We start from the raw sequence: 17,290 nt of genomic DNA, 5'->3' as shown, positions 1-17,290 counted from the left end.
GACTACTACTACGGTGTTTGTTGGTGTTTTTGTTTTGTTGTGTTTTTTCTTAGTGATTTATTACTTGGTAGGGGCTTGTAAGGGGCTTGTAAGGGGCTTAGGAGGGGTTAGTTATCGGTTACTTCGATTAGGAAGACTCGATTGGAGAAGCCGCCTCGTTCTTCTGCTTTCTTTTTACGGATGTTGTTGATTTCTTCTAGTGTTGTGCCTTCGTGTTCGGCTAGGGCGTTTATTAGTTCTAGTAGGTCGGATAGTTCTTCGAGTTTATCGGGTTTTGTTTTTGCTTCGATATATTCTGTTAGTTCTTCTTGTGTTTTCTTGCAGAGTTCCTCTATGTATTCGTCTTCGTTTAGGATTCTTGTTGTGGGTGTTTTTCCGTTGGTTTTTATTATTTGTGGGATTTTGTTTCGGATTAATTTGTTGTAGGTTGGCATGGGATTTCCCTCCATTGGTTTTTCTTCTATTATAATGGAAAAGCAGTTTAACTAGGTGTTAAACTGCTGCATTGCTACTTTTATATAGTTTTCTTCTTCAGTTGTGAAGAGGGTTGGGAATTCGGATAATGACAATCATACATATGATGAAAAAGAAATAGATTACTTCAAAGAACTTATGTCCCAAAATGCCAAAAATCTAGCCATTACACACTTGATATCATAGTATAAAATATAATTAACCCCAAATTCACCATAATTAAATTAGTAATTCCGCATCAGCATAATATTTAATTCGTCCTCTTGTTTTATCTTTACTGATTTTATATGTTTCAATAAAAAATGTTTCAGGCTTCTTCAAGCCTACAATCACCAAAGGTACCGTCAATTGAGTATTTAAAGGCATTAAGTGCTCAATGTACTTTTCATACGTTCCAATTGCAGAGTCAAATCCTCCCGAATCTCTTAATTCATTGGTTGCAGAAATGATAATCCCTATTTTAGTTTGTACAGCTTTTTCAACATGATTTAATTCGCTTGCAATAACTGGTTTCATTAAATTCCATGCAATCGTCCCACTATGATTGAAAGCAACTTCTACAGAAATAATATCTTTAGCAAAGTCTAAACACCATGCTTTATTTTTATATCTCTTATCCTTAAAAATATAACTTTCACTTTTCCATCCAAAAGTAGCTAATTGTTCCTTAATTAATTGATTAATTGCCTTTGATAAACTTTTGTTTGAATCAATATATTTTTGTCTATGAACTTGTAAGAGCATTTCATCTGTAATATTAGAAAGAGCTTTCTGAATTTCTAGCCAGGTGTTTGTAAATTCTGGGTTCGTTTCAAGTATATTTTGACCATGTCGATGTGAGTATACTATAAAATTCATTTGAAACCTCCTATGAAAATATAATTATATAGTACCATTTTCATAAAGAGGAGTGAATCTACATAAGGCTTATTTATACTATTCCATGTAATTCTGCTCCTTTTCCAATTTTCCACAAAATACCATTAGGATTATTGGTAACTAGCGAGATATTTATTCATAGTTTAGAAACCCATTTTGATTCCACAATTATTTTTGTCTACATTTTATCTCCCATAAAACCAAACATTGTGATTCTTACACAAAATATATCGGTTCATAAAATACCTAAAAATTAATTTATACTCTTAACAATAAATAGAGAAGGAACAGAGTACATTTATACACTCTGTCCCTTCTCTATTTTTTAAAACCAACTCAACTGCACAAAGTCTTTCATTTTTTCTTCTTCCTGGTTAATTTCTAAAATTCTCTCACCCATTCGTTCCACCAAGTCAACCACTAAAGCATTCCCCATACAAAAGTATCTATTTCTTTGTGGCATACCTGTATTTGTCCAGTCCATCGGGAAGCCATTTAACAATTCACATTCAACTGGTGTTAAATATCTTAGTCTTTTTGTATAAGGATCTTCGATTACATGTGAACTCCTATTACATGTTCCTTCACTTGTTAACATTGTACGTCCAGGCTTATTTAAATCATCCGGGAAAGCCATTCCTCCCTCAGAATAGAAATATTTATGCCCCGTCGCCTTTGATACTCTTTCTTCTTTTTTAGGACCCTTAAGGTACTTAAGTTCCTCAAATTCCGTTCTTCCCTTTTTGTTAACCTTATCCATTTTCAAATAATATGATTCATCTGCAGGACCAAATTTATCATATACTTTTTGAACAACTTCACCTAAAGTCTCTGGACTTTCAGTTACTGGAACTAATTCTTCCGTATATACTTGTCCATCCATCATTACGCCCGAATTATAGTATTCAGCTTTAAATGTATCAGAAACCTCAATAATATCGACCGGCAACTCAAATTGCCCTCTTTTTTTGTTTTCCTCAGGCGCTTCATGCACTTTAAAAATCGGAGCGAAGAATCCATTTTCACACAATATCTCTAAAGGCTTCATTTTACTTTGAACAGATGTGAAATGAGATTCTTTTAAATACGCAAAAATAAATACTCTTCGTCTTCTTTGAGAATTTCCATAATCAGCAGCGTTAATAACTCTCCATTCCACTACATATCCTGCGTCTCTAAAGCTCGCCAGCATAATAGAAAAATCACGACCTCTTTGTTTTGCTGGTGATTTTAATAATCTATCTACATTCTCTAACAAAACAAATCTTGGCTTGCGAGAATTAACTATGTTCATTATCTCCCAAAAAAGAACACCTTTTTTTCCTTGTATTCCTTTTTCATTTGATAAAGTACGTGCTACAGAATAGTCTTGACAAGGGAATCCACCTACTAATAAATCATGCTCAGGTATTTCCGGCCAAGCTTCTGCTATGTCTCTATTTACATGTATTCCTTTATTTTCAAAGCGAGTTGCATAACAATTAAATGCATGTTGTGCTTTAGTTGAGGGCTCCCACTGGTTTCCCCAAAGAACTTCAAAGTTTTCGTTTGCTTCTAGTCCTAATCTAAAACCTCCTACTCCCGCGAAAAGTTCTACTACTTTCACCATAAATACACGAACATCCTTTCGGTATTTTATTTATCTATGCTTCATTATAATAAAAAGTGAGGAAAAGATCAACTATAACATTTTAGGAATCATATTTTTACAGTTCCTTTTTGACTTGTAACCGTTAAGAAAATAATTCGTTACTATATCAATAGTATAAACGAAACAAATCGCCTTGAATAAATCCAATATAACTGTTATTTAATAGAACAAACTGACTTTTCCTTCTTATAAATTTTACTTGTATAAAATTGAAACAGCTTTTTATTATAGCATAAATTTAATATGTATTGTTTAAAATCATACAACGCAGCACTGGATACAGAAAGGAGTTTATTATGGACTATACTACAATAGAAGAACTAATGAAAAAAGCACATGAAGCTGAAGGAAAAACATTTGGTGAAATTGATTCCACTAACCGACTTGCAAATGCTAAATCGAAAGGTGGACTAGGGCAAGTAATCGAAGAAAGCTTTTTTGGATATGAAGTCAATTCAAACGCAGAAGCTGACTTTAAACACCTTGGTATTGAACTTAAAGTAACTGCATTTAAACAAAATAAAAACGGTTCATTATCTGCCAAAGAGCGGCTAGTCTTAAATATTATCAACTATATGGAAGAAGTTCATACACACTTTGAAACCTCAAGCTTTTGGAAGAAAAACGAAAAGCTACTATTAATGTTCTATGAATGGGTACCTGGTGTAGACCGTAAAGATTTTCACATTACAAAAAGCCTTTTATTCACCTATCCCGAAGCTGATTTAGAAATAATTAGACAAGACTGGAAAACCATCGTAAATAAAATTCGTGCCGGCAAAGCACATGAATTATCTGAAGGTGATACAAACTATTTAGGAGCTTGCACTAAGGGTTCCAATAAAAATTCACTTCGCTCACAACCGTATTCTGAAATTCCAGCAATGCAAAGAGCTTTTTCGTTAAAGCCTTCTTATATGACAGCACTAGTTCGCAGGTATCACCTAAACGAAGAACTAATAAGTTTTACAACAACAAATGAACTAAAAGGAAAATCTTTAGAAGAAATCCTTTATTCAAAATTTGAAAATTACATAGGCTTAACTGATCAAGAAATCGCTCAAAAATTATCTATTGATTACAAACCTACAACCAAAAGCTTTGTTCCATTATTAGTAAGCTCTTTACTTGGTATTAAAGGAACTCGACTCGATAAAATTGAAGAGTTTGCGAAAGCTAATATAGAATTCAAAACAATTCGTTTAGAACCAAACGGAAAACCTGAACAAAGCATGTCATTTGAAACGATTGATTTTCATCAATGGACAAACGAATCATGGGAAGAAAGCGAAATGCGAGAACGCTTCTATCAAACCAAATTTTTATTCGTAATTTTTGAATTTAGCCAAACAAAAAAAGAAAACCCAAACCGTAAACTCTACTTTAAAGGTATTAAACTTTGGAACATGCCTGCTCCTACAATAGAAAAAGAAATACGTGAACTATGGGAAGAAGTTAATAAAGTAATACATGAGGGTATTCAAATTGAATATAAAAAACGTGGTGACAAAATCGTCGAAGCAAATAACCTACCAAAAATAAATTTCAACGGTGTCGCGCATATTAGACCAAAAGCCCGTAACGGTGCCGATAAAATAACTTTACCTGATGGCCAACATATTACAAAGCAGTGTTATTGGTTGAATAATTCTTATATCGCCCAAATCATTAACAAAACGAATAAATAATTATCTTTCTTATTAACAAAAATGGATTATATCTAGATAGTATATAAAAACTTACCTAGCTATAATCCATTTAATATATATCATTAAAATTAACTCATATTATATACAATATTTAATAATACTTCCATCTATGCAAAATCAGTTATTTCTTCATTTTCCCTTAAAATACTTCTGATAATCCTCTTCATTTTTAAATTCGATCGGCCCAACATCCATTCCAAACTTCCCGTTCTCGTACAATAGTGGCGAAGCTTCTGAGTGATCTTTCGAGTAACTTTCTACGTGTGAAATTTTCATCTCAGCTGAATTGGTGAAATCAATATGAGCAATGCACACCCAATAAGCATGGTCATTTATTTCTAATAACGGTGCTGTTACAACGCTTCCCATATGATTATCAACAACAGCTTTAGCCTTCATAGAATAAAAACTACCTATTCCATTTCCGACAGCACTATACGCAGCAAATAAAACATATTTTAAAGCTTCTGGTCGGTAAATACGAATTGTTTCTTTTCCTGGTTCTTGCGAATCACCATCCAGCACAATATACGGCGACACTTTAGACGAACCTAGATTTTTATAATAAACCTTTCCTATCTCACCATTGGTTGTTACGTAAAAACAATATAAGTCTAAATCTTTATTTGTTTCCCATTCTAAAGTAGCTGTTACCATTTTAGATTTTTGTATATTTATAGATTGCTTTTTCTTCAATTCAACTTTCACTACATTAATAGTTTTTTGTACTGGAGGCGGAGTAAGAACTATTTTCTTCTCTACAGGAGGAGCAATTTGTTTTTCATCCTCTGCGATTTCTATCCCAAAATTTGTACACAATGCAGCTAACCCACCAAAATAACCAGCTCCAATAGGATTGAACTTCCATCCTCCTCCATGTCGGTATAGCTCTCCAACAATAATGGCACTTTCATCTGTAAATGGATGTGTGATAGGGAAATGAATAATTTCTAATCCTGATTGTGCGTTGCTTATTTTCAATTGAATATGGGAAACATCTCGTAAAGCCTGTTTCTTCTCTTCAGCATTATGAATTGTAATCGAAAATACAATCTTTTGGACTTCATCTTTTATATGCGTGAAATCTATTGAAAATCTTTGTTTACTTCTATTTGTTACATGTTGATTCAATTGAACAGATCGACAACTAGAATACGGTTGTCCATAGAAAACAAAATCTTCTTCTTTAGTAATTTTCCCATTAACACCTACTAAAAAAGCTGATGTATCTACATCCATATTCATCGGGCCATCCCAAGTTAAATCTACCAGTAATCCTCTAATCTCCGGATGATTCTTCGTGACGTCTATCTTTTGTCCCCTTACTAAAGTATGTATCATCATAATTCCCCCGTCCTACACCTTTAATGTATTATCATTCAGTCCAATTATACTCTTCTTTAGATTCCCACGGATACTTTACTAATTATTTTAAATTTGGATTCCTAAACATACAAATACCCTGAATATTCTCAAGATATTTCATTCCGTAATACTTGTCCAAATGAAGGTTTATCATAACTTCCAGCATGAATATACAAATGCTCGGATGATCTTGTCATGCCTACATATAGTAACTTACGTAGTTTAATATCATTTTGTTCGAGCTGCATTCTCTCAAACTTGTCTACATCAATTAAAAATACAATTGGTGCCTCAAGACCTTTCGATGAATGATACGTCGTTATAATTAAATGTCCTTCAGTAATATCTTTTGTAACTTTTACTTTTTGACGTATCTCATGATTTAATTTCTTCTGTATACTCTCACAATCTTTTCGCTCTCTACACAAAATTAATATATCTTCTGGCTTATAGCCCTTCCGTTTAATAAGTTCATAAACTTTATTACTAATATCTTCATACGAACCTTCAATAAAACTAACTCCATCTTTCATCTCATTCCCAAAAGATAGTTCACTCATTGGACAATAAAATTTATTTACTTCCTCTTCCAATTTCTTTTCTTGCTTCAAGAAATTAAGAGCTAAATCTATATGTTGACTACCAGCACGATATGATTTCTTTAGTAAAGAACTTCGCCCACGCATATCAATACCTAAGCTCTTCCAACTATAATCTGAGTTATTGTAAATACTTTGTAGCCTATCTCCCGCTAAAAATAAATTTATCCCGGTAACGGTTTCCTTTTGATTGTTAATATACGTATGTTCTTTACAAGACTTCACACATAAACGAATCCACTCATCTAGAAAGTCTTGATATTCGTCCACTAAAACGGCATCATATGTTGATTGCGCTCGTTGTATCGCAATTTCGGGCAACTCTTCATTCCACCATCTCACTGTATATTTTTTTGGTACGCATATACTCGCTGTATCTAGCGCAAATTTATGAAAAGTGCTAACATCTATATTCTCCAAGCGCACATTCATAAAAGAAAGATCAGCTGCCAAGGAATTCAATTTATTTTCAATTTTTGTTTGTAACGACTTATTATACGTTAATATTTTTATTTTCCATTCTGGATGTTCACGTACTAGATGAATCGCACGAGCTAGCAATAAAACTGTTTTTCCACTACCCGGAACCCCAGTTACCATATAGTGACCATACGGTACACGCTTGGCGAAACGTTCTTGCTCTGCATCTAGTGCCGTAATTAATTCTTTTGTACTGATTTGATTATTGCTACAACTAACTTTAATTTCCGGGAATAATAGCGTTCGTATCGCAATAATCTCCTCTTCTTCAATGAAACTACATTCATTTTTGAATAACTGATTTATATTTACTTTACCTAACATATCAGATGAAATATACTGCGCTGGTGGCTGATTAAATATTTGTTCTAATCCACTCTCTTCAATCTTATTAGAATGAAGATACGGGAATATAACATTAGTATGTAGTTTAAACTTTAATTCTCTCCGCTCATTTCTTAAAACATCTTGCAAGCTAAATAACCTCTGTGCTGCAGTGTAGTATAAATTAGCTTTACAAAATGGATTATCCACCTGTTTCCCGTCTGCTAAATCTACTTTTCTTCTATCCGCGCTACTAATATAAGAAAGTTCCCAATCTTTCACTTCAAAAATTGTTACACCTCTTTGTGAATCAATTAAAATAAAATCAGGTTCTAAATGTCTAATTCTTGGCTGAATATATAAATACGCTTCTCTCTGCACATCTTTATATAAAGACCGAACCTTTTCAAGTACTTTTCTCTCACCTGGAGTCAAGCTTGGCAAATCATTCGGTATAATGTGTAAACCCACAAGAATCCCCTCTTTTTTTCATATTATGTACGTTGTTTATTCATAAAACCAATATATAAATATATAAGAATAAAAATTCCCAAAAGAACTAAAAGCTTATCAAAATTTCTCTTTTACTATAAAAAATATTATTACATGCTGTTCTCACTTTAAATTATATACTAAAATACAATTTACCTGGATTATTTTTCTATATTTAAAACAAAAAGACACTTTTCATAGTGCCTTTTCAGTAAATTCATATTGAACTTTTTATATCGCTACTTTACCTTTTTCCCGTTTCCCCTGGCTGATTAGCTTAATAAGTTTCTCTCGGTTAATTAATACAACCCGATTTACTTTAGCAAGTTTGTATGCTGCAGCTGTAAATTCACTATTTGTAACAACCCATGTTTCATCAGCTTTATAAAATTCTTTTGCACCAACAATCTCCTGAACAGATTTAATCCCAACGTTATTCTTATAGCGTTTTGCTTGTATAATAATTCTTCTATCATTTTTTCTCAAAATTAAATCTGCCCCAAAATCGTTAGATGCCTTTGTAACATCTGTTTTATAACCCAACGCTTGAAATAGACTTCCTAAATATTTTTCAAACTGATGTCCGCTCATTTGATCAATATCATCAATTCCTGATTGTCGAAGTTCTCTTAGTTTTTTTACATTCACATACATATATAATAATATAATTGCTGCTGATACCATTGTTATCGGTACTAAAAATTCTGGTTGCCACAACACTCCAAAAAACGTCATAACTAATAAAGATCCCAATATTGATTCATCTTGTTTTTTCTTTCGCTTAGCCATTTTGACCTCTTTTCACTTATAAACGGAATAATTACCCTAATAAGCTATATAAAATATCCCGCCTAAAATAACCAATGCTATAGCACCTTTAATGATCGGTAGAATATCATCTGGTATATAAGATCTGATAATTACAAGCACAGTACATACAACAAATATAAAACCAAGGAGTATCCATCCGTCCCAAAGTACTTCTTTTAGTGATTCTGGTAACTCTATGTTATTAACATCCATTTTATTTCCCTTTCTATCGTAACCTATAAAATTATAATAACGCATTATTTTTATAAAAGGAAATATTTATATTATTTTTTTTGACTAAACATCTTCCATTTAAACTTCTAAATAAATATGATAAGAATCATATCAATATTTCATAGATACAAAGTACTAAAATTACTTATCAACGCTATCTCCACCAACCATCCCCCCATACCAACCATAACTCTCCTCCAAAAACCCCCTACTCTCCCCACTCCCCTTATAAAAACTCTCCCAACCCCGCTCCCTCAAAATCCCCTTCCAACTATCACTCTCCACCATCCTCTTAATCACACCATCCCAATAAGCAACCTCTTCCTCCGACATATCTTTTGGGCCCATGATTCCTTTCCAGTGCTGGAAGATGACGTCGATGCCTTGTTCTTTCCAAGTTGGGATTTCTGGTAGTCGGTCTAGTCGTTTTGGAGCGGATACGGCTAGGATTTTTATTTTGCCGGCTTTGTATTGTTTTTCGGCTTCGGATAGGGTCATGGTTGCGGCGCCTATTTGTTTGTTCGTTAGGGCGTTTATGATTTTTTCTTTGTTTTCGTAGACGAAGAATTGTAGTTCGGCTGGGTTTATGCCGAAGGCTTTGCTTACTTGTACGAAGGATAGATGGTCATCGTTTCCTAGGCCTGGGGCAACGCCGATTTTGAAGTTTTTCTTGTCTTGTTTTAGTTGTTTCATTAGTTCGTTTGCGTTTTCTATGTTTGAGTCTTTTGATACGACAACGACTTCCCAGTCCGACGCGAGTGTTGCGAGCGGTGTGAAGTCTTTATATGTTAGTTTACTGTGGCCTAATAGGTTGTTCGTTATGAGTAAGCTTGAGTTAATCGCCAGTACGTGACCGCCTTTTTGTTTCGTATATTTCCATCCGACATCACCGCTTCCTCCTACTTTGTTTGTGACTGTGATTGGTTTTGTGAAGATTTTTTCTTCTGTCAACGTTTTTTGCATCGCTCGCGCTGTTAAGTCCCATCCTGCTCCTTGAATGTTTGGCGCAACGATTTCTACTTTGTCGATGTTCACTGTATTCGTATGGGATTTTTCCGAGGAACAACCATCTATTACTCCTGTCATAATCCATATACATAGTAATAATCGTTTTTTCATAGTCCTCGTCCTATTCGATACTTTCGTTCTGGTCGTCCGATAATGCCGTATGTGTACTCTACTGTGCATTCGTTTGTGGCTACTAAGTATTCTAAATATCTTCTTGCGGTTGTTCTGGAAGCTCCCATTTGTTCTCCCATTTCTTCTATTGTAATTCCCTCTTCGAATCCTTTTATAATTCCTTTCACTTTTTGCAGCGTTAACGGATCAACACCAGTCGGTAAGTTTTTCATATCTTGTATTTGCGAAGTACCGAAGAAGTTATCGATGAGTGTTTGACTCACTTCATTGTTACTATGTAATAGTTGCTTCTTTCTTTTATAGTCTTCAATTGTGCGAACGAATTTTTCTAACGTGACCGGTTTTATAAGGTAGTTGCTTACGCCGTTTCGAATTGCTTTTTCTAGCATATAGTTTTCATTCGCCGCCGTTACCATAATGACGTCAACGTTTGGAAAGTCAGCATGAATTTGTGGTAATAAGTCGGTTCCAATTCCATCTGGTAAGTAATTATCTAATAGAAGCAAATCGATTTCTTCCTTTTGTAGTAGTTCTATCGTTTCTTTCGCGTTCAATGCTTTTCCAATCACTTTTACGTCCTTTATTTTTAATAAAAACTCCTCTTGAATTTGCGCGACGCGGAAATCATCTTCTGCAATTGCAACCTTCAACATATGCCCATCCCCCTGTTTGTTATGTACTTTCCCTCAATGTTTTCGGAAGGTAAATTGTAAAAATAGCTCCCCCATTTTTCTCGTTTTGAATTTCAATTGTTCCTTCTAGTAGATCTACCATTTCTTTCACGTTTGCTAGTCCGTAACCGCGATCATTTCCTTTCGTTGAAAATCCTTTTTGAAAAATGGTCGTGATTTTTTCTGCTGGTACTCCTATCCCGCTATCTATTACTTCAAACACAATATCGTGCCCAATATCCGTAACAAAGAAGGAAACATTCCTTTCCTCTCGTTCATTCACCGCATCAAATGCATTGTCGATTATGTTTCCAAGTATCGTAATAAGGTGCGAAACTTTTATATGGTCTGGTAACGGATGAAGCGCACTATCTCCTTCAATATGAAAATCAATTTTCTTTTCAGACGCTGTTCCGATTTTTCCTAATAAAATAGCTTGTACTTTCGCATCGTGAATTTGATGAAATAAAATATGATTTTGGCTTTGATGAATAGTAGATTCTTGTTGGATAAATTCAATCGCTTCTTTGTAATGCCCTAACTGCAATAAGCCAGATAAGACGAACAGCTTATTTGTAAATTCATGCGTTTGAGCACGCAAGTCCTCTGAATACTTTCTTACCTCAGATATTGTGTTCACAAGGTTTTGCAGTTCTGTTTTATCTCTAAAACTACATACAACTCCTACCGTACTGTTATTTTCGATTATCGGCGTCATGTTTAAAATAAACACTTTATCTTGAAATGCGATTTCTTGATCGGTTTCTAGCACTCTTTCCATTTTAAAATCAGGTAAAACTTTTGAAATGTGCTGCTGCATATAATCATCATTTACATGAAGCATTTCTTCTGCCGAGGTGTTCATCATCGTAATAAAACCGTTTTGATCAATGGCGATGATTCCTTCTTTTATAGATAGTAGTATCGCACTTCGTTCCCGGTATAACGCTGCGATTTCATTGGGCTCTAAACCGAGTGTATCTTTACGAATGCTACGCGCTAAAAGAATGCCACCAACAATTCCGGCTAATAATACCGCTAACGAGAAGAGGATAATTTCTTTCGTTCTGCTCAATATGTTAGATTCAATACCTTGTATTAAAAACTCTACTGTCACAACGCCTACAACTTGATCGTAGTCTCCGTTATGAACAATAATAGGTGCCTTTGCCATTAAAGCAGGACCACTTACACCATTTCCTTCAAGCGTATAGTACCCTCCAAAAGTGAGTGCTTCATAGTTATATGGATTGTTACTCTTTGTCCCAATCAATTCCGAATTAGAATGGGAATACATAACCCCATAGCGATTTTCCACAATTACATAATCTGCACCAGCTTGCTCACGAACTTGTTCCGCAATAGATTGAACGGTACTTTTATGCTCGTTATATTGAAAGGCCTCTTTTATAGCTGGCATAAAAGAAAGTGACTTCGCCGTTTGCAGTGCTAATTGCTCCACTTGGCGCTTCGTATCAACGGACTGAATGTAAACAAATATTCCCGCTAACAGGAGAACGACAAATAAAATTAACGCGATAATTAAGCTTACTATTTTCGTTTGTAATGATACTTTGCGTGATTTTTTCATACCCCATACCCTTTGATAAAATATTCAAAACTATCAATCTCCTTTTTCTATTATTATGACAAAACTGAAAATGAAGCAACTATTAAAAATATCCATGTTCATAAAGTACAAAAAGAATAAAATTGTCATAATATTGAGATTTCAGCTAAAGAACAGTACAATTCAACTACAATGAACGCGCTTTCATAATTATCATTTTATTTATAAGCAAGAGGAGGAATTAGTATGGCTCAAGTAAAATCAAACCGAGTCGCCGGCAATATTTTCAAAGGTTCAGTCGGTAATTTAATTGAATGGTACGACTGGTACGTTTACTCTGCTTTCGCTGTTTATTTTTCAGCAGAGTTCTTTCCTAAAGGAGATCCAACGAGTCAGTTACTGAACACAGCAGCTATTTTCGCAGTTGGATTTTTAATGCGCCCTATCGGAAGTTTATTAATGGGACGATATGCAGATCGGCACGGACGCCGGGCAGCATTAACGCTTTCGATTACGGTTATGGCGGGTGGTTCTTTAATTATCGCCTGTACACCTAGTTACGAAAGCATTGGGATTATGGCACCGATCATCTTAGTTCTTGCCCGTTTACTGCAAGGATTATCACTCGGCGGAGAGTATGGGACTTCCGCAACGTATTTATCTGAAATGGCTAGTAGTGGCCGCCGCGGTTTTTATTCAAGTTTCCAATATGTAACGCTCGTTGCTGGACAGATGGTTGCGTTAGGCGTTCAAATTGTTCTTCAACAATTACTAAGCGAACCAGATATGAAAGCTTGGGGATGGCGTATTCCATTCATTATTGGAGCGATGGGCGCAGTAGCTGTATTATGGCTTCGCCGCACGATGGATGAATCGGAGCAGTTCTCAAACATAAAATCGCAAAAACGCGAAAGCGCAGGAACCATTAGCGCTCTTATGAAACATCCAAAAGCAGTATTAACAGTAGTCGGCCTAACACTAGGAGGCACTGTTGCATTTTATACGTACACAACATATTTACAAAAGTTCATGGTAAACACAGTCGGCCTTCCGAAAGAAGTTGTAAGCTGGATTAACTTTGTCGCACTACTTATTTTCGTCGTACTTCAACCGATTGCAGGGCTATTATCTGATAAAATTGGACGCCGCCCACTATTAATGGCTTTCGGTATTCTCGGAACTTTACTCACAGCACCAATCTTCTTCTTCATGGAAAAAACGACAGAACCAATCGTAGCATTCTTACTCATGATGGTCGGCCTCATTATCGTTACTGGTTACACATCAATTAACGCAATTGTAAAAGCAGAACTCTTCCCAACAGAAATTCGCGCACTAGGCGTAGGTTTACCATATGCACTAACAGTTGCGATATTCGGTGGAACAGCTGAGTTCATCGCATTATGGCTAAAGAGTATCGGAATGGAATCACTCTTCTACTTCTACGTAGCTGGATGTATCGCGATCAGCTTTATTACGTATTGGCGTATGGATGAGTCATCGAAGACTTCGCAGATTGAGGCGGAGCTTGGTGGTGGGGATACACTAGCTAATAATAAATCTAGTTAAAAGTATGTATTCTATGTTCTTCGTTTACCTGAACTCAATTTACTTTATCTAAAAAAGCATAATTCATTCATATATAATTTAAAAACCTCTACTTATATGTAGAGGTTTTTGTATGACGAAAAAACACGTAGTTTCATTGTTATTTTACAAACCCAGCTTCTATTCGATATAGTGACAGCACATAATTTGAAGTTTAAATAACGATGTCTTGATAACCAACTTCTACAACTTGCTCATTTTCAAATTTCACCCCGACACCGTCCTCTTCCCAGGTACAATTGAATATTAATCCAACTCTTCTAATTCCATCTTCAAAATCTGGTAATATAATTAACCCAACAGGTTCCACCAATTTTCCTAGTTCTTGAATGGTTGTTATAATCGGCGCTATTTTATCAGCAGATTCATCACCTACCATATCTCTATATTCCATATATTCTTCTTTATAATACTCGAATATTGCTTGTTCAGCTTCTTTTGTAAGTCTGTTTATATCAGTAATGAACTTCCTATATGCTTCTTCTTGAACTTTAGGAATTAAATCATCTTCTTCTCCATCAATAGTTAAAGAAACTATTTTTTCCTGCCCAAAAATAGTTATCTTTTGTTGTCCGCTCCAATATAAATCGTGAACAATTTCACCAAATAATTCATGGTTTATTTTTTTCATAATTTTATTCTCCTGAATTTTTTCTCGATAACCAATTACGCCCATATTCCCCGAATAAAAAAAATAAACTCATGTTAAACTTTTCTTATTCTTTAGGAACACAGCTATTACATTTCCATTCTTATCAATAACTACTCTCAAATTGTTAATACGCCTTCAATTAGCTGTAGCACCAATAGATTCTTTGAAAGTTTGTTCGCAACAAATAGTATGATTATAAATTTTAAAAATAAATGTTATAGTCACCCGAAATAAAAAGCGTGAGCTATCTAGCCCACACTTAAGAAGAGTCTTAATTTAAATGTTTTTATAAAAATTATTTTTTAAATTGTTATTTTTATACATTTTTTTGTGCTTGTCCCCATATCTCAATTAAATCTCTAAGTTCAGTTGTTTCTATTTTACATATATTAGGATCATGATTAGAATATAAATCGACTAGCAGAGTTTCTTCTTTTTTCACTTGAACTGCACATAGATTACCTTGAAATTCATTATATTCTTTTATATTGTTTAATACTTCATCGATTTGTTGTAACCACCATTTAATGGGAATCCCTTGGATATCATCTTCTAAAAATGTGGCTACAATTTCTATTTCTTTAGGCAATTCTATTTTTAAAGAATCTACATCTTCATATTTTGTTATTTTATAATCATATTTCATTTTTGGTACCTCACCATCTTTAGTACTTTGGATAAACAGTTATAATTTTATCATTAATAAGAACAAATCTAATTTCCATTCCCTCAGAAGTCTTACCAGAATATACATTGCCATGTCGATGTCTTTTATTTTTAAAAGCCTTATGAATGGCTTCCATTACTTTAGTTCTATCCCAATGTTTTGGGAAAAAGGTCGATGGTGATTCCTTTAGAACCCCATTAACTTCGATTTCAGCAGTATATACACCAAAACGATTAGGTGGTGACTCAGTTCCAGGTTTTATTTTTCCGCCTCCCATCATACTCTCATGATGGTACCCACCAGGTTCTCTATTTCTATTAAAGTTTCCATGAAAAAGATGTTCAACAGCTTTATTATTCAAGAAAACAGAATTAGGGTGTGCTTTGAATTTATCGAAGAATAAAAAAGTATCTTTAGCTTGTGTAAAAGTATTACCTGTAATATTGGATTTTAAAGTAGTTCCACCAGCAAAAGCAAATTGGTCTTTCAATGGTATTTGATTCGAAACGGAAGAGATACCTTCTGAGAATTTTGCTAGATTCGCGCCTTCACCGAGTGTAGTTATTTTCCCTACTCTGCCTATCCCTTTATCCCCAATCCATCCTATCCCAACTTCCATAAAAGTACTTGTTCCCCATTTTGCACGACTTTCTGCATCACCATGCCAAAAATCATTTACAAATGAATCAGAAAAAGTATTATACATGGTATATGCTGTCTCTAAGGGATGACCTATAGCATACTTAATATTTTCTTTTGTTACTGTATCATCTAGTGAATTGAATCCTTCTACAATCCCTCCGATAACTTGCCCAGAACCAACGTATATACCATCCCAAATTTTTCTGAGCATAGATTTTTCAGTGGGGGTATCATACATTGTACCTTCTTCGATATTATCATCTGATAAATTATTATTTACAAAATTGTCCGCTTCGCGTGCCTTAGCTTCTGTCATTTTTTGAATGGAAGTCGTCCAGTCCATATTCAACCCCTGTGTACTAAATGTACCACTTACGGGACTAAACCCTTTCCCACTTTGAACTTCCGCAAGACCTGCAGCAATACTAGTTGCTAATTGAATTGCTGTACTATAATTATTACTAGAGGTCTGATTGAATTGATACAAATGATCCAGCTTTTCTTGCAGTTTTTGCCTCATAACAATAAAAAGATTTACCATGGCATCCATACCTGGGATTGGCATAGCTTGATTAACAGCTTCCATACTTGTTTCAATTACATCTGCCTGAGCTACCTGTGATTGAAATTAATAAAAAACTGAAATAACATCAAGAACTTGCAGATTTACAATATTAAATATCTATCAATATGATTTATTCTATTGATAGATATTTAATTAATTTTACACTTCAACTAAAGCTTACAAGTATTCGTATGACTTATCTCAAAATCCTTATCGATGTTAAAGTTATTTATTTTTAAGACTAGAAACAAATTAATATTGTAAATTCAAATTTTAAGGGCACTACCCCAACCTTCAAATAAAGAATATATTTATGATTAAAACTAATTATATTTTTTTACCTTTAAAGGAATAGATATAAAATACAAATCTATAGCATAAATAGTAATCAAAATACCTTTACCTTCATCAGCAAACTTTGATTGATGAAACTGTTCTGAAACTTTTCTTTTTCCCCATTTTTTAGGAAACCATTGAAATCCTGAAAACATATAATTAATCTACCTTTTCACTAAAATTTTGATAGTTTATTTCTTAACTCTAACTCTTCAACTGTTTCAAAACCTTAAAAAAATAAACTAGCAATTTGATTATGATTAAAAAATACATTGTATTCTTTAGACAAATTTCCGTGAGGATATGGACAAGACACGTAATCCCACATTCTTTTAACAGAACAATAGAACCATTTGGTAAAAACTTTTCTTTAGATAATTGCGTAATTTCCCGTCCTTCCTTTATCTAAATGTAATTCTATA

Annotated in this window: 15 protein-coding genes and 2 pseudogenes; 2 read left to right on the top strand and 15 right to left on the bottom strand. The window is 34.2% G+C overall.

Features of this window, described 5'->3' with window-relative positions:
* Window positions 1-107: 107 nt before the first annotated feature.
* The 4 genes and pseudogenes from ACS2MN_RS06125 to dcm all read right to left on the bottom strand — a co-directional run bounded on the left by ACS2MN_RS06125 (window position 108) and on the right by dcm (window position 2,962).
* Complete coding sequence (locus ACS2MN_RS06125; RefSeq protein WP_103591357.1) at window positions 108-434, bottom strand: nucleoside triphosphate pyrophosphohydrolase; 327 nt, start codon at window positions 432-434, stop codon at window positions 108-110.
* A gap of 51 nt (window positions 435-485) precedes the next feature.
* Window positions 486-569: pseudogene (locus ACS2MN_RS06120) on the bottom strand (MerR family transcriptional regulator); the annotation flags it as partial.
* Between the two features lie 124 nt (window positions 570-693).
* A complete protein-coding gene (locus tag ACS2MN_RS06115) occupies window positions 694-1,332 on the bottom strand; it encodes a BglII/BstYI family type II restriction endonuclease (RefSeq protein ID WP_346994062.1) in 639 nt (212 codons plus the stop codon).
* A 346-nt stretch (window positions 1,333-1,678) separates the two neighbouring features.
* Window positions 1,679-2,962, bottom strand: a complete 1,284-nt coding sequence (gene dcm, locus ACS2MN_RS06110; RefSeq protein ID WP_085450106.1) for a DNA (cytosine-5-)-methyltransferase — start codon at window positions 2,960-2,962, stop codon at window positions 1,679-1,681.
* A 338-nt stretch (window positions 2,963-3,300) separates the two neighbouring features.
* On the opposite strand from dcm, the gene ACS2MN_RS06105 reads away from it, so the two are divergent.
* Window positions 3,301-4,692 (top strand): Sau3AI family type II restriction endonuclease, encoded by a 1,392-nt coding sequence (locus ACS2MN_RS06105; RefSeq protein WP_085450107.1) that lies wholly within the window; start codon window positions 3,301-3,303, stop codon window positions 4,690-4,692.
* Between the two features lie 150 nt (window positions 4,693-4,842).
* On the opposite strand, the gene ACS2MN_RS06100 is transcribed toward ACS2MN_RS06105, so the two are convergent.
* The 6 genes from ACS2MN_RS06100 to ACS2MN_RS06075 all read right to left on the bottom strand — a co-directional run bounded on the left by ACS2MN_RS06100 (window position 4,843) and on the right by ACS2MN_RS06075 (window position 12,419).
* Window positions 4,843-6,054, bottom strand: coding sequence for a TerD family protein (locus tag ACS2MN_RS06100; protein WP_346994061.1), 1,212 nt, complete (start codon window positions 6,052-6,054; stop codon window positions 4,843-4,845).
* Between the two features lie 131 nt (window positions 6,055-6,185).
* The gene (locus ACS2MN_RS06095) at window positions 6,186-7,952 is read right to left on the bottom strand and encodes a UvrD-helicase domain-containing protein (protein WP_346994060.1); all 1,767 of its coding nucleotides are present in this window, start codon (window positions 7,950-7,952) and stop codon (window positions 6,186-6,188) included.
* A gap of 252 nt (window positions 7,953-8,204) precedes the next feature.
* The gene (locus tag ACS2MN_RS06090; protein WP_088056129.1) at window positions 8,205-8,762 is read right to left on the bottom strand and encodes a restriction endonuclease; all 558 of its coding nucleotides are present in this window, start codon (window positions 8,760-8,762) and stop codon (window positions 8,205-8,207) included.
* 396 nt (window positions 8,763-9,158) lie between these two features.
* On the bottom strand, window positions 9,159-10,136 hold the full coding sequence (locus ACS2MN_RS06085; RefSeq protein ID WP_346994059.1) for a tripartite tricarboxylate transporter substrate binding protein: 978 nt from the start codon (window positions 10,134-10,136) through the stop codon (window positions 9,159-9,161).
* The gene (locus tag ACS2MN_RS06080) at window positions 10,133-10,810 is read right to left on the bottom strand and encodes a response regulator (protein WP_087948962.1); all 678 of its coding nucleotides are present in this window, start codon (window positions 10,808-10,810) and stop codon (window positions 10,133-10,135) included. The genes ACS2MN_RS06085 and ACS2MN_RS06080 overlap by 4 nt, the downstream gene beginning before the upstream one ends.
* 19 nt (window positions 10,811-10,829) lie before the next feature.
* Window positions 10,830-12,419, bottom strand: a complete 1,590-nt coding sequence (locus ACS2MN_RS06075) for a sensor histidine kinase (protein ID WP_346994058.1) — start codon at window positions 12,417-12,419, stop codon at window positions 10,830-10,832.
* Between the two features lie 225 nt (window positions 12,420-12,644).
* On the opposite strand from ACS2MN_RS06075, the gene ACS2MN_RS06070 reads away from it, so the two are divergent.
* Window positions 12,645-13,967 carry an MFS transporter gene (locus ACS2MN_RS06070; protein ID WP_000079862.1) on the top strand — a complete coding sequence of 441 codons (1,323 nt, stop codon included), beginning with the start codon at window positions 12,645-12,647 and terminating at the stop codon, window positions 13,965-13,967.
* Window positions 13,968-14,160: 193 nt separating this feature from the next.
* On the opposite strand, the gene ACS2MN_RS06065 is transcribed toward ACS2MN_RS06070, so the two are convergent.
* The 5 genes and pseudogenes from ACS2MN_RS06065 to ACS2MN_RS06045 form a co-directional block, all read right to left on the bottom strand.
* Window positions 14,161-14,637 (bottom strand): DUF6985 domain-containing protein, encoded by a 477-nt coding sequence (locus ACS2MN_RS06065; RefSeq protein ID WP_052943405.1) that lies wholly within the window; start codon window positions 14,635-14,637, stop codon window positions 14,161-14,163.
* Between the two features lie 337 nt (window positions 14,638-14,974).
* Window positions 14,975-15,304 carry a hypothetical protein gene (locus ACS2MN_RS06060; protein ID WP_000872946.1) on the bottom strand — a complete coding sequence of 110 codons (330 nt, stop codon included), beginning with the start codon at window positions 15,302-15,304 and terminating at the stop codon, window positions 14,975-14,977.
* A gap of 19 nt (window positions 15,305-15,323) precedes the next feature.
* Window positions 15,324-16,595, bottom strand: a pseudogene (locus ACS2MN_RS06055) (EndoU domain-containing protein); the annotation flags it as partial.
* Between the two features lie 260 nt (window positions 16,596-16,855).
* Window positions 16,856-17,023: a hypothetical protein gene (locus ACS2MN_RS06050; protein ID WP_000490950.1), complete on the bottom strand. Its 168-nt coding sequence runs from the start codon at window positions 17,021-17,023 to the stop codon at window positions 16,856-16,858.
* 74 nt (window positions 17,024-17,097) lie between these two features.
* Window positions 17,098-17,196 carry a DUF4176 domain-containing protein gene (locus ACS2MN_RS06045; RefSeq protein ID WP_080990434.1) on the bottom strand — a complete coding sequence of 33 codons (99 nt, stop codon included), beginning with the start codon at window positions 17,194-17,196 and terminating at the stop codon, window positions 17,098-17,100.
* Between the last annotated feature and the right edge of the window lie 94 nt (window positions 17,197-17,290).

Origin of the sequence: Bacillus cereus group sp. BceL062 (genome assembly GCF_051780025.1) — a bacterium.
Classification (GTDB): domain Bacteria; phylum Bacillota; class Bacilli; order Bacillales; family Bacillaceae_G; genus Bacillus_A; species Bacillus_A toyonensis.
This window is presented reverse-complemented; position numbering and strand designations above follow the sequence as displayed.